General features: G+C 66.0%; 15 protein-coding genes. 7 read left to right on the top strand and 8 right to left on the bottom strand.

All coding sequences use genetic code 11. The features are described from left to right. The first annotated feature begins 11 nt into the window (after positions 1-11). Positions 12-833: a siderophore-interacting protein gene (locus tag ABN028_RS31695; RefSeq protein ID WP_349331370.1), complete on the top strand. Its 822-nt coding sequence runs from the start codon at positions 12-14 to the stop codon at positions 831-833. Positions 834-853: 20 nt separating this feature from the next. Here the strand turns inward: ABN028_RS31695 and ABN028_RS31690 are convergent, their stop codons facing one another. The 4 genes from ABN028_RS31690 to ABN028_RS31675 form a co-directional block, all read right to left on the bottom strand. Beyond that, a complete protein-coding gene (locus ABN028_RS31690) occupies positions 854-2,860 on the bottom strand; it encodes an aldo/keto reductase (protein ID WP_349699152.1) in 2,007 nt (668 codons plus the stop codon). 60 nt (positions 2,861-2,920) lie between these two features. Next, a complete protein-coding gene (locus tag ABN028_RS31685) occupies positions 2,921-4,963 on the bottom strand; it encodes an ABC transporter substrate-binding protein (RefSeq protein ID WP_349699151.1) in 2,043 nt (680 codons plus the stop codon). Between the two features lie 181 nt (positions 4,964-5,144). Continuing rightward, positions 5,145-7,097: an ABC transporter substrate-binding protein gene (locus ABN028_RS31680; protein ID WP_349699150.1), complete on the bottom strand. Its 1,953-nt coding sequence runs from the start codon at positions 7,095-7,097 to the stop codon at positions 5,145-5,147. A 313-nt stretch (positions 7,098-7,410) separates the two neighbouring features. Then, the gene (locus tag ABN028_RS31675) at positions 7,411-8,478 is read right to left on the bottom strand and encodes an ankyrin repeat domain-containing protein (protein WP_349699149.1); all 1,068 of its coding nucleotides are present in this window, start codon (positions 8,476-8,478) and stop codon (positions 7,411-7,413) included. 547 nt (positions 8,479-9,025) lie between these two features. Between ABN028_RS31675 and ABN028_RS31670 the strand changes: the two genes are divergently transcribed. The 4 genes from ABN028_RS31670 to ABN028_RS31655 all read left to right on the top strand — a co-directional run bounded on the left by ABN028_RS31670 (position 9,026) and on the right by ABN028_RS31655 (position 13,565). Continuing rightward, positions 9,026-9,439 (top strand): Fur family transcriptional regulator, encoded by a 414-nt coding sequence (locus ABN028_RS31670; protein ID WP_349331396.1) that lies wholly within the window; start codon positions 9,026-9,028, stop codon positions 9,437-9,439. A 27-nt stretch (positions 9,440-9,466) separates the two neighbouring features. Next, positions 9,467-11,662 carry a catalase/peroxidase HPI gene (gene katG / locus ABN028_RS31665; RefSeq protein ID WP_502877645.1) on the top strand — a complete coding sequence of 732 codons (2,196 nt, stop codon included), beginning with the start codon at positions 9,467-9,469 and terminating at the stop codon, positions 11,660-11,662. A gap of 172 nt (positions 11,663-11,834) precedes the next feature. Next, positions 11,835-12,254 carry a YciI family protein gene (locus tag ABN028_RS31660; protein ID WP_349699148.1) on the top strand — a complete coding sequence of 140 codons (420 nt, stop codon included), beginning with the start codon at positions 11,835-11,837 and terminating at the stop codon, positions 12,252-12,254. Positions 12,255-12,278: 24 nt separating this feature from the next. After that, positions 12,279-13,565, top strand: a complete 1,287-nt coding sequence (locus tag ABN028_RS31655) for an RNA polymerase sigma factor (protein WP_349699147.1) — start codon at positions 12,279-12,281, stop codon at positions 13,563-13,565. Between the two features lie 226 nt (positions 13,566-13,791). Here the strand turns inward: ABN028_RS31655 and ABN028_RS31650 are convergent, their stop codons facing one another. Both ABN028_RS31650 and ABN028_RS31645 read right to left on the bottom strand, forming a co-directional pair. Then, entirely contained in the window at positions 13,792-14,457 is a 666-nt protein-coding gene (locus tag ABN028_RS31650) for a DUF402 domain-containing protein (protein WP_349699146.1), read from the bottom strand. A gap of 43 nt (positions 14,458-14,500) precedes the next feature. After that, on the bottom strand, positions 14,501-15,301 hold the full coding sequence (locus ABN028_RS31645) for an SDR family oxidoreductase (protein ID WP_349699145.1): 801 nt from the start codon (positions 15,299-15,301) through the stop codon (positions 14,501-14,503). Between the two features lie 193 nt (positions 15,302-15,494). Here ABN028_RS31645 and ABN028_RS31640 point away from each other — a divergent pair, with 193 nt between their 5' ends. Further along, positions 15,495-16,220, top strand: a complete 726-nt coding sequence (locus ABN028_RS31640) for a tyrosine-protein phosphatase (RefSeq protein ID WP_349699144.1) — start codon at positions 15,495-15,497, stop codon at positions 16,218-16,220. Positions 16,221-16,481: 261 nt separating this feature from the next. Here ABN028_RS31640 and ABN028_RS31635 read toward each other — a convergent pair whose 3' ends face one another. After that, complete coding sequence (locus ABN028_RS31635) at positions 16,482-17,027, bottom strand: NUDIX domain-containing protein (protein WP_349699143.1); 546 nt, start codon at positions 17,025-17,027, stop codon at positions 16,482-16,484. A gap of 159 nt (positions 17,028-17,186) precedes the next feature. Further along, positions 17,187-17,555, bottom strand: coding sequence for an NUDIX hydrolase (locus ABN028_RS31630; protein WP_349699142.1), 369 nt, complete (start codon positions 17,553-17,555; stop codon positions 17,187-17,189). 320 nt (positions 17,556-17,875) lie between these two features. Here ABN028_RS31630 and ABN028_RS31625 point away from each other — a divergent pair, with 320 nt between their 5' ends. Then, positions 17,876-18,268 (top strand): hypothetical protein, encoded by a 393-nt coding sequence (locus ABN028_RS31625; protein WP_349699141.1) that lies wholly within the window; start codon positions 17,876-17,878, stop codon positions 18,266-18,268. Positions 18,269-18,390: the final 122 nt, after the last annotated feature.

Here is an 18,390-nt window from a genome sequence, read left to right as displayed (position 1 = left end):
CCACTTCCACCATGACCAGAAGCAGGGCCGACTACCACGACGTCGAGGTTGTCCACACGCAGCGGCTGACGCGGCACATGATCCGCGTGGTGCTCACGGCCGAGTCACTCGCGACGTTCGGCGACGACCTCCACGCCGACGCCTACGTCAAGATCACCTTCGTCAAACCCGAACTCGGGCTGACTCCGCCGTACGATCTCGCCGAGCTACGACAACGGCTCGCACCCGACGACATGCCCGTGCGCCGCACCTACACGGTGCGCTGGTACGACCAGCAGAAGCGCCAGCTCGCCATCGACTTCGTGGTCCACGGTGACGAAGGCGTTGCCGGGCCGTGGGCCGTCGCCGCCAGACCCGGTGATCGCCTGGTGATCTCCCGGCCCGGTGGCGCCTACACGCCGCGGACCGACGCCGACTGGCACCTGCTGGCCGGAGACGAAGCTGCCCTCCCCGCCATTGCCGTAGCGCTCGAGGCGATGCCTGACGATGCCGTCGGCGACGCGTTCATCGAGGTGGACTCCACCGAGGACCACCAAGAACTCACCCACCCGGACGGCGTCCTCGTCCACTGGTTGCACCGGGACGGCGTTCGCGCGGGAACATCCACCGTGCTCGTCGACACGGTCACCAAGAGCCCGTGGCGGGAGGGGCGGGTGCAGGTGTTCGTGCACGGTGAGCGCGGCATGGTCAAGGAACTCCGGAACTACCTCAAGAACGTACGAGGCCTACCGCGGGACCAGCTCTCGGTGTCCGGCTACTGGGCGTACGGAAGGACCGAAGACCGGTTCCAGGCCGAGAAGCGCGAACCCATCGGGCAGATCCCGCTCGACTAGGGGGTTTCCCGTGGACACCCCTAGTCGCGGAGGTCGAGCCAGCGCACCTCCGCCGGCGTGAGCTCGACATCGAGGGCGGCGTAGGAGTCGCGGGTCTCGCTGAGCTGCTGCGGACCGATCAGCGGGAACGCGGGGAAGTCCTGCGCGAGGACATACGCCAACGCGATCGCGACCGCCGACACCCCGCGCTGGCTGGCGAGGGTCTCGGCACGCTCCTTGCGGAGGAAGTTGTCCTCGCTGTACCAGCAGCGCACGAGATCGGGGTCGGAGTGATCATCGGGGCTGGATCGTCCGGTGAAGAAGCCGCGCGCCTGGCTCGACCACGGAAACAGCGCCAGCTGGTGCTCCTCGAGCCACTGGCGCGGTTCGGGGTCTGAGGCGGCCAGGCAGCCATCCCAGGGCGGCTCGACCATCCGCGCAAGGCTGAAGTTGTTGCTGAGCGCCACGAATCCCTTCCTGTCATGGGACTGCGCGTACGCGTTCGCTTCGACGAGGCGGTCGGTCGTCCAGTTCGAGCCACCATAGGCATGGATCCGGCCCGCTCGGTGGAGTTCGTCGAGCACATCGACGAACTCCCCGACAGGAATATCAATGTTGTCCCGATGCATGAAGTACAGGTCGACATAGTCAGTCTGCAGCCGCTCCAGGCTCTCGGTCAGTTGGCGGCGGATCGACTCCGGGTCGCAGTGCGGGGTGTGCGCCCCCTTGCCGATCACCACGATCTCGTCCCGGTTGCCGCGGTTGCGCATCCACTGGCCGACCAGACGCTCGGCCATGCCACCGCCGTAGATGTACGCGGTGTCGAAGCAGTTTCCGCCGCGCTCGACGAAGTCGTCGTACATCACGCTGGCGTGCGACAGCCCGCGACCGACCCCACCCATCACCAGCGTGGAGATCTTCTTGCTGACGCCGGGCACCTCGCCGTACCGCATCCGGTGGTCGGATCCGGGGCGGACCGGCCGCCCGTGGACGGGCGGGATGTTGGCGTCGATCCGCTCCGCGTCGTACTCCAACCCGATCGCCGCCCGCCAACGGTCCAGCGTCGCCATGTTTCCGAGGGTGTCGGCCCAACTCATCGCCGGGGCCTGCCGAGCCTCCAGGTGTGCGGCCACGGTGTCGGCTTCCAAGGCGTACGGTCGCCCGGCGGCGAACTCGATGATCTCCGGATCCGCACCGACCCGGTGGACTTCGATGGTCGTGGGATTTCCATCCCTGCCAGCGCCCCACGGATACCCGACGACGAGATAGCCCTCGCTACCGAAGACGCGTACGGCGTTCTCGGCGGACCTACGTACGCCCGTCGCCACGTGGGCGGTGATGGACGGGTCGGATCCGGAAGCGGCGAACCGCAACGTCGCCACGGCCCACTCGTCGATCCGATTGTCGCGCCCGATGTGACCGACTCCGTCGATCTCGTCGGGATCGGCGAAGGCCTGGCCGCGCGCGGCACCGGCCAGCAGGCGCGCCATCGACGTCGCATAACCTCCGACGTCGAGAATGCCGCCGCCCGCGAGGTCCTGCCGGAACAACCGATTCTCCGGATCTCCACTGGACCCGAACGCGAACGTCGCCTGGATCTGGTGGACCGCGCCGATCGCACCCGAACGGATCAGCTCCGCAAGCCGCACGGTCCGCGGGTTGCAGCGATACATGTACGCCTCCATGGCGAACACGTCGTGCCTGCGCGCGGCCTCGAACACCGCAGTCGCCTGCGCGTGGTTGACCGTGAGCGGCTTCTCGCACAGCAGGTGCTTTCCCGCCTCGGCGGCGCGAATTGCCCATTCCGCGTGCTGCGGATGCGGCGTAGCGATATAGACCGCATCCACGGTGTCGTCCGCGAGGAGTTCGTCGTAACTGCCGTACGCGTGATCCGCGCCATGCTTGTCGGCGAACGACTTGGCCCGCGCGAGGTCCCGGCTGGCCACCGCCACCAGCCTGCCGGTCTCGGAGCTCGGCAGGTCAGCCGCGAACCGTCCGGCAATCCGGCCCGGACCGAGAATTCCCCAGCGCACGTTCTGCGTACTCATGGTCCTCGTTCCCCTCGTATTCCGACGACACCGCGGGCCGGCGCGGACTGCACACCCTGCCTAGGAGTCCGCGACGAAGTACTGCTCTGGATAGGCCGGGCCCGGTGTGGGGTATCTCCACGACGCGATCATCGACTTCGGCACGTTGTGGAAGTCCTTCCGCTTGATGCCGTAGGTCCCGATCGGAAGGACGGTGCCCATCACCCAGAACTCGTCGGCCGCGATCTGCAGGATCTCCATGAACAACTCGTGCCGTCTCTCCGGGTCGACGGTCAGTCCGATCTCGTCGTAAAGCTCCATCTGCCGGCGGGCCGCCTCCGGCGGCTCCTCGCCTTCCTCGCCGCGTGTGAGGTACCACGTCATCCACAGAAGCGCGAAGTTGGACTCGTTGTTGGACGGGAAGTACCACCGGGGGTCGACCATTCCGTCCCGCATGCCGCCATCGCCGGTCCACACGCTGGCGTCGTGCTTGTTGGCTTCCTTGCGCGTGTAGAACAGAGAGCGGTCGATGGTGTGGAGGTCCATCTTCACACCCACGTCTTCCCAGTAGCTCCTGACCAGTTCGAGCGCGTCGATCTGGGTGGGCTCCTCGGTGATCACGTCGATGTGGAACGCAATGCGCTTGCCGTCCGGACGCAGCCGGAACCCGCTGCCGTCGCGCTCGGTGTAGCCGGCCTTGTCCAGGTGCTGGTTGGCCAGATCCACGTCGTACGACGTGAACTGCGTGGCGAGTTGTTCGTGGTAGAACTCCGACTCCTTACGCGGAGCCGCCTGCCAGGGCTCGCCCTGCCGTTGGTACACCGCGGTGATGATCTCCTCGCGGTTGATCGCGTGAGAGAGCCCGATGCGGAAGTCGCGGTTCTGGAACACCTCCGCGAGTTTGCGGTCGGGATGGTTCAGATTGAGCGCGATGACCGTCTTGTTCATCGTCGAGTCCAGCCCGTCGACGAACTCGTACCCACCCTTGTCCCGGTTCGACGCGAGCACAGGCTTGTTCTTCGGCGTACCAAGGTTCGGGTTGTAGAACGTCGGCGGGAGGAACTCGAACTCGCCGTCCATCGCACGCAGGAGAGCTGCCTCCTGGTCCGTGATCACGTGCCGAACGATCCGATCCAGGTAGGGAAGCTGACGGCCCCGCGGGTCGGTCTTCCAGTAGTACGGGTTGCGCGACAGCACCATCCGGGTGTCCTGCTGGGTGATCTCCGTGGTGTGCCACGCGGTCAGCAGCGGCACCTCCGGCTGCCAGATGTTGCCGATCCAGCCCAGTGAGCCGCCCTTGTCACCGAACAGTTCGTACCACGTGTCGAACTTTTCTTCCTTCAGCAGCGCGTCGATGTTCTTGTTGTACTTCGGATGGAACTGCTCGAAGTAGTGCTTGGCGGTGATGGTCAGGACGTGGGCACCGTTGGACGCCAACTGCTCGAGGAACAAACCGTTCGGAGTCGTGAAGACGAAACGGAACGTGTAGTCGTCGATCACTTCCAGTTGCGCGGCTTTGCCGCCGGTGACGAAGAAGGACGGTGGTGCGGAGAAGGCCTCCTCGTTGAGCACCACATCGTTGTAGGCGAAGGCGATGTCCTCGGTCGTGAACGGCTCTCCGTCCGACCACTTCATACCTTCCCGAAGGTGGAACGTGTACTGCCTGCCGTCATCCTCGATCTCGAAGGACTCGGCGACGTTGGGGCGTACCTCGCTCCAGTCCGGACTCCACCGCACCAACCACTCGTAGTAGACCTCCGCGCCACCGCCGGGCGGAGGGCTGTCGCCGAACAGGTCCCATTGTCCGCCGTAGGTTCCGAGCCGGTCGGTCGGCTCGACCACCATCGGACTGGCGGGAAGCCGCTTTCCCAGCGGCGGAAGATCGCCGGCCTTGACGAGCCTGGTCAGCTCGGGCGCTTCCTTGGCATCAAGGGCGCCGTCCGCACCGTCACCCCCACCGCTCCTTCCCTGTGGATCGGTGGACAGCAGGTCGCAGCCGGCCGCGAACATGGCGGCCGCCGCGAGCCCACCGGCCCTCAGCACATGTCGGCGAGACGGGTCACGCGGGACGAAGGTCTCCCGGTACCTCATCGGGCCGTCGGCTCTGTCCAAGCTCTCGTTCATCGCGTCCGCCTCCTACCTCGGGGACGAGGCTAGGGCGGTCGGTTGTGCGCGTATACGGCTGCGACCGGCCATCTTCGGACGGTGCAAGCGACGCCTTACTGACTGTGTTCGGGCGGACTACCAACCAAGCGGCCTGATTCCCAGCGGCCGAACGCGTCGGAGACCGCGAGCGCGATGCCCGCTACTGGTCGATGAAGTACTGGGAGACGTGGGTGACCCCCGGATACATGAAGGCCATCCACATGTCGTCCGGCACGTTGCGGAAGTTGTTCTTGGCCACGGCGTAGTAACTGTCGGGCAAACTGATGCCTATCGACCAGAACTCGTCCCGGGCGATCTCGATGATCCGTCGCATCGGCTCGAACATGTCCTCGACATTGGTCTTGGTGACGACCTCCTCGCGGTAGATCTCGATCTGTCGCAGCATCGCCGCCGGGGGTTCCTCCTGTGGTGTGGCCCCCGTGAACCAGTTGGCCCAGAGAGGGGCGTACAGCGAATTCCCGCTGGAGGCGAACAGCCATCGTGGGTCTCGAATCATGTCCATGTAGCCGAGCTGACCGGCATCAGCCGTGCAGTCGTACTCGTTGGCCTCGAGCCGGTCGCCGACCAGCGTCGGATCCACGTTGTCGATCCGCAGTCCGACACCGACCTTCTCCCAGGTGGGCTTGATCATCTGGAGAGCGTCGACGATCAACGTGTAGCGGCTCGGGGTCAGCACCGTCACGATGATCGGTTCCCCTTCCGGCCCCAGCCGGATCCCTTCGTCGTCCCGTTCGGTGAATCCGGTCTTGTCGAGATACTCACTCGCCAGGTCGAGGTCGAACTCCGTGTACTGCGTACCGAAGTCGTCGGAGTCGTAGAACGGAACCTCTGGCCGGGGCGCGGTCTGCCACGGCCGGCCCTGCCGCTGATGAACGACGTTGATGATCTCCTGACGGTTGATGGCATGCGACAGGCCTATGCGGAAGTTCTTGTTCTGGTAGACCTGGCGTCTTGCCTTGTTCGGGTTGGTCAGATTCAGGCAGAGCCCCATCGTGTTGAGATCGGACGTGGTGACGTCCATCAGTCGGTACCCACCGGTCTTGGCGGACTGCGCGAGGACCGGCTTGTTCTGCGGCGTCGTGGTCTCCGCACGCATGTACATGTCGATGTCGCCGTTCGCCGCGTTGAGCAGCAACGTCTCCGGGTCGTTGAAGAAGGTGAACGTCGCCTCGTCAAGGTAGGGAAGCTGGCTGCCCTTCGAGTCGACAGACCAGTAGTAGGGGTTGCGCCGCCAGGTCATGCGGCGGCCATCGTTGAACGGACGGATGGGTACCCACGGAGTGAGCGTGGGCAGGTCAGGATTGTTCAACCAGTCCTGCTTCTGGAAGAAGAGCTCCACCCAGTCAGGGACGTTCGCCTCAGCGACCAACTCATCGACGTTCGGGTTGTACTTCGGGTGGAACTGCTTCAGATAGTGTCGCGGAGCAAGCATCTCGAACGAAGTCCAGAACCACGCGAGCTCGTGAAGAAACAGGCCGTGGGGCTCTCGGAAGACGAACGACACGTGCTGGTCATCATGCTTTTCCACCCGCACCGGCTTCTCGTCGTCGCCGTATTGCGGACCGACGACCGGGGTCAGCTCGGAGTTGGTGAGCACCGCGTCGTGCCAGAACACCAGGTCATCCGCGGTGAACGGCTCACCATCGGACCACTTCATCCCCGACCGGAGGGTGAAGGCGAACTCCCGGGCACCATTCGCGACCTCGAAGGACTCGGCGACGAATGGGACGATCTTCTGCCACTGCGGATCCCAGCCGACCAGATGTTGGTCGTAGCGCATCGTCATGTACAGCCAGCCCGGGTCGGTGCTCTCCAGTGCGGTCCGCCAGGTTCCGCCGTACTGACCGATCCGCTCGACCGGATCGATCACCCTCGGCTCATCCGGGAGTCGCTCCTTCACCGGCGGTAGCTCGCCCTTCTTCACGAGCCGGGCCAGGCTCGGCGCCTCCGGCCCGTTGGCGCCGCCTCTGGCCTGTCCGCCGCCGGCCTTGCGAGAAGGGTCGGTCGTCAACAGGTCGCACGAGGTGAGCAGGGCGGCGGAGCCCATCGCCCCGATCGCCAGGAACTCCTTACGCGAAAGGCGTCTCGTCATCTACGCCGTCCCTTCGTGAGATGCGGGTGACACCACTGCGACCACACGAGGTCCCGGAAGCCGGGCTCTTGCCCGAAGGGTGCTCACGTCGAGCGCCAATTCTAAGGAATGGAAGGTCAATTTCATTGTCGGGAAATTATCGGCGGTGTCTGGCCGGTGTCAACGCTCGCCGCCGGTTGTGGCCGAGCGGCCACAACCGGCAAGAGCAAGGTGCACGCGACCGGCTCGACCCTCCGCCCTCCGCCATCCGCGCCGGCGCGGGCACGTAGGTCAGCCGTACGACGCAGGCCTTCGTCACTGGTGGGTTGAGGGCCTATTCCTGTACGGGGTCGTAGAAGATCAATAACGTGCCGTTGTTGTCCCTGACGCTGAACTGGCGGCCGCCATAGAAGGGTTCATACAGGTCTTCCTCGAAGCGCACTTCCGGTTCATCAACCCTGTCCGGCTCCGTCATCACCCTGAGCTGGCGCTGCTTCAGCCAGTCGTACAGATCTGTGATCCGATCGGTGACGAACCAGAGCGTCGGCGCGGTCGGTTCGCCAAACCGATTGAGGTGGATCTCCGCAACGCCGAACGACAAGATGGCGTAGTCCAGTTCACCGTCCTGCTCGTGGCGCGTTGTCACCGTGAACCCGATGGATGTGTACCACGCCACCGTCTCGGCGAGGTTGGGTGCGGACATGCCGACCGAGAGTTTCCTGATCGACTGGCCGAGAGTGTCAGCGCTCGACCGCTCGGCCTGGCGCGGCTCCTCGGCACCGGCGGCTTTGAGCAGGCGCATTCCTTCTCGATCGCCACGCAGCATGGCCACCATCAACGGCGTGCGGCCCTTGTCGTCCTTCGCGTCGACCTCGGCGCCATGCTCGATCAGGAGCTCGAGCATGGGGTACTGCCGGTCCTTTCCTGACAACCCGTCCGGCGGCGCCAGCGCGGCGTGGAGTGGCGTCTGCCCGTTCTCGAACCGCGAACGGCGGCGGAACAGGCAATCAGGATCCTCCTCGACCAGGCCTTCGACGATCTCCAGATCACCGAGAGCAATCGCGGAGAAGATGTGATGGCGGGCCCCACGCTCGAGCAGCAGGTTGACGACCGCCTCATTACCTTCACGTGCCGCCCAGCCGATCACGTCGGCCTGGTGCACGTCTCCCGCGCCCTGCACGTCAGCCCCCGCGTCGAGGAGAACCCGGACACTGCGCAGATGCCCTCCCCCGGCGGCAAGATGCAACGGACCGGCGTTGTCACCCACGTCGCGCGCGTCGGGATCAGCGCCATGCTCGATCAACAGGCGCACGGCTTCCGGCTGGGGCACCGCGAGGTGCAGACCGGTGCTGCCTTCCGAGTTGCGCTCGCGAACCAGGCCGGGATCGATCTGCAGGTGCATGCGCAGGGCGTCGACGTCTCCCGTCGTGCACGCGCCGAAGAAGTCGGCCGTGCTCGGAGCACGTCGCCGATCAACCTCTGCCTTCAGTGCCCGCCAACTCGAGAAGCCGTACTCGCGGGCAATCGCCTGCTGGGTGTCGGCGAGTTTTGTCGCTGGGCGAGTCGTGCGTAATGCGACCAACCGCTCCTTGGCGAGCTTGCGCAGGTACGCCAGAGATGGTCGTTCGGGCAGATTTCGGGTGGGCATGGGCACGTTCCTTCCACTCAGCCCGGCGTCCGCTACTCACGGGCTGGAAGTCAGCGCGCCACGGTCGAGGTGGACGTGAACGGGTGGGTTCGACCCTTCACGCGGACCGTCGGCCGCCCATGTCGGCCGGCACAGATCTTAGCCAGGGAAGACAGGGCACAGGCAAGTGCTGACGGATGTCCCCCTTCGACGCGGACTGGTATGGAATCGGCTGGGGCGCGCCCGGCCCGCCTGATACTTGATTGATTCCAGAAACTGCGCCAAACTTCGGAGCGTGCCTACGACTGCGGACCTCGAGCGGATGGTGCGCGGGGCCGCATTGCGGGTCACCCGACCGCGGATCGCGGTGCTGTCCGCGGTGCACGACCATCCCCACTCCGACACGGAGTCGATCATCGGTGCCGTTCGGGAGAACCTCGCCGGGGTGTCCCACCAGGCCGTCTATGACGTACTGCGGGTGCTGACCGACGCGGGTCTGGTGCGGCGTATCCAGCCGCGCGGCTCCCTGGCGCGCTACGAGGCGCGGGTCGGGGACAACCACCACCACGTCGTCTGTCGGACGTGCGGTGCCATCGCCGATGTCGACTGCGCGGTCGGCAACATCCCCTGCCTGACGGCCGCTGATGACTCGGGCTACGAGATCGACGAAGCCGAGGTCATCTACTGGGGCCGATGTCCCGAGTGTGTCGCGGCGAACCAACCAGCCACCAGATGAGAACAGCGAGACAGGAGAAGGACCAACGTGTCTGACCGCGGTAGCGAAAGCGAAAACCCAGCAATCTCCGCGCCGACTCCCACGCCGACTCGGCCCAGGACGAACCAGGACTGGTGGCCGAATCGGCTGAACCTGCAGGTACTCCACCAGCACTCGCCCCGATCCAGTCCGATGGGTGAGGACTTCAACTACGCAGAAGAGTTCAAGACCCTCGACCTCGACGCGCTGAAACGAGACATCGTCGAGGTGATGACGACGTCGCAGGAATGGTGGCCGGCTGACTACGGCCACTACGGACCGCTCTTCATCCGGATGAGCTGGCATGCGGCGGGCACCTACCGCATCGCCGACGGCCGGGGTGGCGGCGGCGCCGGCACGCAGCGATTTGCCCCCCTCAACAGTTGGCCCGACAACGCGAGCCTGGACAAGGCGCGCCGGTTGCTCTGGCCGGTCAAGCAGAAGTACGGCCAGAAGATCTCCTGGGCCGATCTCCTGGTCTTCGCCGGAAACTGTGCCCTGGAGTCGATGGGGTTCAAGACGTTCGGCTTCGGGTTCGGTCGCGAGGACATCTGGGAACCCGAGGAGATCATCTGGGGGCCTGAGGACACCTGGCTCGGAGATGAGCGCTACAGCGGCGACAGGGAACTCGCGGGACCTCTTGGCGCCGTGCAGATGGGCCTGATCTACGTGAATCCCGAAGGCCCCAACGGCAACCCGGATCCGCTGGCCGCCGCCAGGGACATTCGCGAGACCTTCCGCCGGATGGCGATGAACGACGAGGAGACGGTCGCGCTGATCGCCGGCGGCCATACGTTCGGCAAGACCCATGGTGCGGGTCACGCGGAGAACGTCGGGCCTGAGCCGGAGGCGGCGCCCCTCGAGGAGCAGGGCCTCGGCTGGCGGAACACCTTCGGTAGCGGCAAGGGCGCGGACACGATCACCAGCGGCCTCGAGGGTGCCTGGACGCCGACCCCGGTGACGTGGGACAACAGCTTCTTCGAGACTCTGTTCGGCTACGAGTGGGAGCTGGCCAAGAGCCCTGCCGGGGCGCACCAGTGGAAGCCGAAGGACAGCGCTGGTTCCGGCACCGTGCCCGACGCCCACGACTCGTCGCGGAGCCACGCGCCGACGATGCTGACGACGGACCTCGCGCTGCGCTTCGACCCGGTTTACGAGCCGATCTCCCGGCGCTTCCTCGAGCACCCGGACGAGTTGGCCGACGCGTTCGCCAAGGCGTGGTACAAGCTGTTGCACCGCGACATGGGCCCGGTCTCCCGCTACCTCGGCCCATGGGTTCCGGAGCCGCAGCTGTGGCAGGATCCCGTCCCCGAGGTCACCCATGAGCTCATCGCGGACGAGGACATCGCTGCCCTCAAGGGCACGCTCCTCGCATCGGGCCTGTCCATCTCCCAGCTGGTCTCCACCGCGTGGGCGTCGGCGGCAAGCTTCCGCGGCACCGACAAGCGTGGCGGGGCCAACGGGGCACGGATCCGCCTTGCACCGCAAAAGGACTGGCAGGTCAACAGCCCGGCCGAGCTCGCCAAGGCGCTCCAGGTTCTGGAGCAGGTCCAGCGGGACTTCAACAGCGCGCAGCCAGGCGGGAAGCAGGTCTCGCTCGCCGACCTGATCGTCCTGGGTGGGTGTGCGGCCGTCGAGCAAGCGGCGAAGAACGCCGGACACGACATCACGGTCCCGTTCGTGCCGGGGCGTACGGACGCCTCGCAGGAGCAGACCGACGTGGAGTCGTTCGCCGTGCTCGAACCGACCGCCGACGGGTTCCGCAACTACGTCCGAGCCGGGGAGAAGTTGCCGGCGGAGACCCTGCTGCTGGACCGGGCCAACATGTTGACGCTGACCGCTCCCGAGATGACGGTTCTGGTCGGCGGCATGCGTGCCCTGAACGCCAACGTCGGACAGGCCCAGCACGGCGTCTTCACCGACCGGCCCGGGACTTTGACCAACGACTTCTTCGTGAATCTGCTCGACATGAACACCGAGTGGAAGGCGTCCGAGTCGCAGGAGTTCGTGTACGAGGGTCGTGATCGCGCCAGCGGAGAGATCACCCGGACCGGCACCGCCATCGACCTCGTCTTCGGCTCCAACTCCGAGCTCCGAGCCCTCGCTGAGGTCTACGCAGCCAACGACGCGCAGGAGAAGTTCGTACGCGACTTCGTGGCGGCCTGGGACAAGGTCATGAACCTCGACCGGTTCGACCTCGCCTGACACCGGTGTCCAGGTCGGCCGCACGTCAGGCCGACCTGGACATCCCCGGCCGGGTGGCTTCCGGAGTCTCTCGAAAAGGTTGGCGGGTTGTGTCGATCCACGACTTTCCCCGTTCGACCTAGGGGTAAGCGGGCCCGAGAGAGGGACCCGGACAATCCAGGGAGACAGAACCATGAAGTACATGCTGATCATGCGCGCCACCGACGAGACGTACAAAGCGTTCCAAGACGTCGATTTCAACGAGATCATCGAGACGATGGGCCGGTTCAACGACGAGATGATCCGTGCCGGCGTGCTGATCTCGGCGGAGGGCCTCGACGACGCCGCACAAGGTGTGGTTGTGGACTACTCGTCCGACCCGCCGGTGGTCACCGATGGTCCCTACGGCGAGACCAAGGAGCTGTTCGGGGGCTTCTGGATCCTCAACGTCGCCTCCAAGGAGGAGGCCGTGGAGTGGGCGAAGCGGGCGCCGATGGCCGGGCCGGGCGCCAAGGCCGAGATCCGCCGGGTCTCGACGATCGACGAGTTTCCGCAGGACAACGAGTGGATCAAGAAGGAGCGGGCGTGGCGCGAAGCCACCGGTCAGCTCTGAACGGATCGGCAGGGCGGGTCGGGGATGGCTGATCCCACCGGCCGTGAGGCCGTCGGCGCTGTCTGGCGGATCGAGTCCGCCCGGATCGTCGGTGCGCTCGCCCGGTACACCGGCGACTTCGCGCTGGCCGAGGACCTCGCCCAGGAGGCGTTTGCCGAGGCACTGGTGACCTGGCCGCGCGAGGGTGTGCCCCGCAACCCGGCGGGGTGGTTGCTCACCGTCGGCCGGCGCCGCGCGATCGACGCCTTCCGCCGGCGCTCTGCCCTTGACGAGCGGTACGCCGCCCTCGCTCAGAATCTGGGCGAGGGCGGCGTCGCCTCGGGGAGCGCACCAGCCGATCCGGTCCGAGACGGCGAGGACGTGCTGTGCGATCCGGATCAGATCGACGACGACATGCTCGCGTTGATGTTCATCTCCTGCCACCCCGTGCTGTCGCGGGAGGCGAGGGTCGCGCTCACCCTGCGGGTGGTCGGCGGTCTGACGAGCGACGAGATCGCCAAGGCGTTCCTCGTCCCGACCGCGACCGTGCAGGCCCGAATCACCCGGGCGAAGAAGACCCTCGGAGCGGCCCGGGTACCGTTCGAGGTGCCACCGGCGAAGGAGCGGGCCGAGCGGCTCGGATCGGTGCTCACCGTGGTCTACCTGATCTTCACCGAAGGGTCCTCGGCCAGCTCCGGTGAGGATCTGATCCGACTCGACCTCGCGAGCGAGGCACAGCGCGTCGCGCGGATGCTGGCCCGGCTGGTGCCGAACGAACCCGAGGTCCACGGCCTGCTGGCTCTGCTGGAGCTGACCGCGGCGCGCTTCCCCGCCCGCATTGGATCGGACGGCGAGCCGGTGCTGCTGGAACACCAGGACCGCCGCCGCTGGGACCGCGCCGCGATCCGCCGCGGACAAGCCGCGCTCGCCCGCGCTGAGCAGGTCGGCCGAGGCCTGGGCGCGTACGGCCTGCAGGCCGCGATCGCCGAATGCCATGCCGTCGCCCCGTCCGTCGACGCGACGAACTGGGAACGCATCGTGCTCCTCTACGAGGCACTCGGCCGGCTCGCGCCCTCGCCTGTGGTCGACCTCAACCGGGCTGTGGCCGTCTCCATGGCCCAGGGACCGGCGGCGGCACTGCCGATCGTGGACGAGCTCGTTGCCGCCGAGGTGCTGTCGAACTCGCACCTGCTCCCGACGGTTCGCGGCGAGCTGCTCACCCGCCTGGGACGCATCGACGAGGCGCGCGCCGAACTGCAGCTCGCCCTCCACCTGTGCGGCAACGAGCGCGAACGCGCCGTGCTGGAGCGTAAGGTCGCCGACCTCGGCTGACCGGCTCACGACCGGAACCTCTCAGTCGACTGCCGCGCCGCGAGTGATGTTGAGCGATGTCGTGGTGATGGACGCCGTCCTGCGTCCTGATCGTCACACCGACTCCCTCACACCACGCCTTGCGCATCACCGACGTACGACGGGTGTGTGGGGTGTCCGGCGAGAGGGTTCGTGTAACGGCCACGCGACGATGACCCGCGCTCCGGATCTTCTGTGCTTTCGGATGTCAGAGGCGGTGGAATTCCTCTGGTACGAGCGGGACCGACCAGTCGAGGCTGGGCGTCCACCGGCTCCAGTCGGCGTCGAAGGGCCAGGCCCGTGCCTCCAACGTGGCGATCGCCTTGCGCGCTTGGGCCTCGGCGAGTACGGCTTGGTCCGGAGTCAGGAGCCCGACCTCTTGCGCCCAGGAGAACTCGTCCTCGTCCTTCCACTTCCACTTCCACTTCGACAGATCGTCTGTGGCCACGACGTCGAGAACGAGGTCTTTGCTGTCGAAGCCAGGTGCCGAACGCTGCCAAGGCAGTTCGAGGTTGACATACCAGCCCTGGAACTGGCCGGTCTCGTGGTCCCAGGTACGGATGATCGAGTAGCCGTCGGCGACTACGTGGAGCCGGACTACGCCAGGTCCGTGGTAGACGGCATCGTCCTCGTAGCCGCCATCCCAGTCACCGGGCATGATGCGCGGACCCCAGGGCCCTGGACTGCGGTTGCCGGACCTCCGCTTCGCGTGCTGCCCCGGTGGATGGTAGAGCACTATCGCTTCAGCGTCGTCGGCGATCATCCGGGTCGGCATCGTGTAACCGACGTGCCGCGGCTCGACTCCTGGCAGGCCGTCCTGGATCGTCCGCAACAGCACGAGTTCGCCGGGTACGAAGCGCCTTGCGAGTGTCATCTGATGAACCTTACGTGCAACGAAGGTCGACTTCGCTGGGCAACTACGCGAAGCCGCCGTTGCTCATCAGCAATTGGCCGTTGATCCACTGCCCTTGCGGCGAGCAGAGAAAGTCCACGAGGTGCGCGGTGTCTTGCGGTGTTCCGAGGCGGCCGAGCGGTGTCTGGCGGATGCCGCTGGCCCGCACGTCGTCTGTCATCCAGCCGGTGTCTATCGGCCCCGGGTTGATGACGTTGGAGCTGATGCCAAGGTGGGCGAGTTCGCGGGCGGCGGCCAGGATAATGCGGTCCAGGGCTGCCTTGCTCGCGCCATAGGGGAGGTTACCGACGGTGTGATCGCTGGTGAGACCGATGATCCGTCCCGTTCCAGGTGTGGCGTGGAAGCGGCGACCGTACTCGCGGATCAGCTGCCAGGTGGCGCGTGCGTTGACGGCGAAATGCCGGTCGAAGCTTTCGACGGTGGTGTCGAGCAGGCCGGAGGCGACCGACTCGCAGTGGCACATCACCAGGGCGGTGACACCGCCAAGTCGGCGTTCGGTCGCATCGAAGATGCGCGACGGGGCGCCTGCGTCACCGAGGTTCGCCTCGATCGCGGCCGTAGCAGCGCCGTGCTCGGCAAGGGATCTGTCGATCGCGCCGGCCGCTCCGGGCTCGATACCCCAGGTCATGCGCTCGTCGTATGCGGTCCAGTAGGTGAAGGCGATGTCCCAGCCTGACGCCGCCAATCGGCGGGCTATTCCTGCTCCGATACCGACGGTGCGGCCCACGCCGGTGACCAGCGCGACCGGGCGGGGGACGTCGGAAGGATTACGGCCACGGTCGGCCTGGGTCTGATCGATACTCATTGTCACCGGGGTCCCTGTGTCTGTAGCCCTATCCCGCACGCCGTTTGCCAGCTGAAGATCTCACGGAAGGGAGACTATCTGGCCCAGCTCGCAGCATCTTCCCCGAGCGGCCGGACGCAGACGGTGGCCTATTCTCGGGCGTCATGGACCAGGACATGTCCGCTCGCCGGAGCCGTCAGTCATGACTCGTGGCGTGTTCGAGACACGACGCCTTGTCTGGCCGAACTGCCGAAATGTTCGTGACCTTGGTGGGCTGCCATTGGCGGATGGCGGGCAGACTCGCTCGGGCGTCCTGATCCGTGCGGACACATTGGACCGCCTGACCACTCAAGGCCTGGAGACGATCAGAACTGGCGGCATGGCGCGAATCGTGGACCTTCGGTCGCCGTGGGAGATGCCGCAGGTGGCGCACCCGTTCCAGGACGATCCTTCGTACCGGCAGATCGCCTTCATCGACGAGACCCGCGATCACGAGCGCAAGCCGGCGACCGAGCGCACCCTCGCCGACCTCTACCGCGGCAGCATCGACCGCAACGCTCGCCGCATCGCAGCAGCTGTGGTTGAGATCACCGCCGTGGAGGAGGGAGCAGTGATCGTGCATTGCTCGGCGGGTAAAGACCGCACCGGCATGCTCGTCGCGCTCGTGCTCGACGTGATCGGAGTGCCACGGTCCGCTATCGCGGAAGACTATGCCGCCAGTGAAGAAGCCATGAGAGTTAACGACGCTGAACTGCCGGACGTCAGCGACCCCGCTCACGACCAACGGCGGCGGATGATGAGGAGAGCGAAGCCAGAAACCATTCTGGAGGCACTCGAACACGTGGACCACCAGCACGGCGGTGCTGAGGCCTACTTCATGGCAAGCGGCGTCACCGCGACGCAGATCCGAACCCTTCGCGTACGACTCACTTCGCAGTAGACCGACGCGGTGCGATCTTGCCCATACCCGTGACGAACCCATGGCTTGCTGAGATGGACACCGCTCCGGCACGACTCCTTAAGAGACCAATATGGGAAGTCCCGCATGCTCTGAGTGTGTTCGGGAACAGACACGAGTTGCCTGTCTTCGTGCGCGAGGGTCGCGCCCTGGTCGCCGTCGGCTGGTTTCCGGGCACTCGGCGGCGGTTGTCAGGAAACATGGAGGTTTGTTGAAGCCTGAAGCTCGAACTGCGCGACCGGATCAGCCGGGTGTGGTCCATGCTGCCCCATCCTGCTCCTCGTTGTCCGAGCCGGGCCGATCGAACAGGCGCGCGTTCTCCAGATATACAGCTCTTCCAGCGGATCGAGCAGACAGGGACGCTATAACCCGGCGCGCAAGTCTCGGCGACAACAGCCTTTCTGCCTCTTCGCGAGTACAGAACGCCCAGCCGCGCAGCTCGTCCTCGGGCAGAGTGATCGCCGAAACCTCCTCAGGTTGGACCGTCCCCCCGTCGAACACGAACATCACGCCCTCAGGTTTGCCCTCATGTGATGACACCCAGTCGACACAGAGCAGGTCGAGCCGCGCCCGGCGAAGGCCCAGCTCCTCCTGCAACTCCCGGCACACGGCCCTGTGTGGTGACTCGTCAGCCTCCACCACTCCGCCGGGAATCTCCCAGGAGTTCTTGTACGTGGGCTGAACAAGAAGTATGCGGGCTGTTGGGTCGAAGAGTAACGCGCCGGCTGCCATCCGCTTTCGAGGAAGCGTCGCCCTGAAGTCAGCTTGGTTCGACTCCGTCGTAGTCACTGCCACACCGTACAGATACACAGTCGGGCCCTGCTGCGGGCTCGCCGTCGATGTGGACTGGCCCGCCCCTCCCTCCGCAAGCGCATGGCGTGAACACTCGGCGTGCTCGTCGCGCAGTGGCGCAGCACGCGTACACGCGCGCGGGCTCGAGCCACTAGCTCAAGGGCACAGGTGTGCGAGAGCGGCGTCTATCGGGTGGAGGTCGGCCAGGTCCTCGCCTGGGTCCCACCACATGCTGTCTGCCATCTCGTCATTCGGGGTGAAGGGAAGCGGAGAGACGATCCGTCCCTGGTAGATCGCCAAGTACTCGAACCGGCGACCGGGTGCGTACCACGTCCGTGCCGCACCGGCGAAGTCGAGAGTGGCCGGCCGTTGCCCGCTCTCCTCCTCGAGCTCGCGGAACGCGGCTTCGCGCGGCGACTCACCCGGATCCAGCATCCCGCCGGGCAACTCCCAGGCCTGCCGGTATCGGTTGAAGACCATCAGGCACTTGCCGCCGCACCAGAGCACAACCAGCGAGGCCGTCATTGGCACGGCTGGGTCCAAGCCACCAAGCTCATCTTCGGGCAGGCGATCGAAGCTCGTAAGGACACATCCATCGCTCTGCTCCACCGGCAACTCATACATGGCTGGACAGTCTCCCATCGCGCTTCAGGTGGGGCCGAGATGTCGCATCTCGAGCGTGGTGGAGCGCACGAGTACGGACTCGCGTGCGCCATGGTCGTCGCGGCCGACGGACGACCCTACCCTCGGCGGCCCAGCCTGACCGAGAGGTGGCCGTAGGCGCCGGTTGGTCACCCCGATGATGCGGTCGCCGCCCTGTCGGTCACGTTCGAGATGATGTGCCGGTGCTGGGCACCTACGCACTGCACGACTTCGCGCTGGTCCACCTCCTGCGCTACGGCATGCGGCCGTCAAAGATGGGCTTCTTCGCGTGGCACGCATGGCGTGACAGCGACGCCGGCACCTGGCCACCGAACGTCCCCGACGCCAAGCGCCTGTCCTACGACCTGCCCGAGATCCGCCACTGGCTGGAGCATTTATGCCGGCGCTTCTTCGGCTTCGCCCAATACAAGCGCTCGGCACTGCCCAACGGGACGAAGGTGTCCGCGGCCGGCGCGCTGGCCCCGCGCGGCGACTGGCGTGCGCCGTCCGACGGCAATGCCCGCGCATGGCTGCGCGACCTCGAGCGCTGGGACGCCGAGGGAGCGTGGGAGGCAACGCCGCCGGCCGAGACCTAGTACGGCGTGGCGTTAATGATTGGACGGTTGTTCCTGGGAGGATGCTGGTATGGCTCATCCTCCTGCTGCGGCGTTGGTGTTGCATGACGGTGATCGGGACGTTCTTGGTTCGTGGGTGCGAT

This window comes from Actinopolymorpha sp. B17G11 (genome assembly GCF_040196095.1).
Lineage (GTDB): Bacteria > Actinomycetota > Actinomycetes > Propionibacteriales > Actinopolymorphaceae > Thermasporomyces.
This window is presented reverse-complemented; position numbering and strand designations above follow the sequence as displayed.

Bases quoted from the DNA above. Each gene is read 5' to 3' on its own strand.
- ABN028_RS31695 (WP_349331370.1), top strand. From the start codon at position 12: ATGACCAGAAGCAGGGCCGACTACCACGACGTCGAGGTTGTCCACACG.
- ABN028_RS31690 (WP_349699152.1), bottom strand. From the start codon at position 2,860: ATGAGTACGCAGAACGTGCGCTGGGGAATTCTCGGTCCGGGCCGGATT.
- ABN028_RS31685 (WP_349699151.1), bottom strand. From the start codon at position 4,963: ATGAACGAGAGCTTGGACAGAGCCGACGGCCCGATGAGGTACCGGGAG.
- ABN028_RS31680 (WP_349699150.1), bottom strand. From the start codon at position 7,097: ATGACGAGACGCCTTTCGCGTAAGGAGTTCCTGGCGATCGGGGCGATG.
- ABN028_RS31675 (WP_349699149.1), bottom strand. From the start codon at position 8,478: ATGCACCTGCAGATCGATCCCGGCCTGGTTCGCGAGCGCAACTCGGAA.
- ABN028_RS31670 (WP_349331396.1), top strand. From the start codon at position 9,026: ATGGTGCGCGGGGCCGCATTGCGGGTCACCCGACCGCGGATCGCGGTG.
- ABN028_RS31660 (WP_349699148.1), top strand. From the start codon at position 11,835: ATGAAGTACATGCTGATCATGCGCGCCACCGACGAGACGTACAAAGCG.
- ABN028_RS31655 (WP_349699147.1), top strand. From the start codon at position 12,279: ATGGCTGATCCCACCGGCCGTGAGGCCGTCGGCGCTGTCTGGCGGATC.
- ABN028_RS31650 (WP_349699146.1), bottom strand. From the start codon at position 14,457: ATGACACTCGCAAGGCGCTTCGTACCCGGCGAACTCGTGCTGTTGCGG.
- ABN028_RS31645 (WP_349699145.1), bottom strand. From the start codon at position 15,301: ATGAGTATCGATCAGACCCAGGCCGACCGTGGCCGTAATCCTTCCGAC.
- ABN028_RS31630 (WP_349699142.1), bottom strand. From the start codon at position 17,555: ATGACGGCCTCGCTGGTTGTGCTCTGGTGCGGCGGCAAGTGCCTGATG.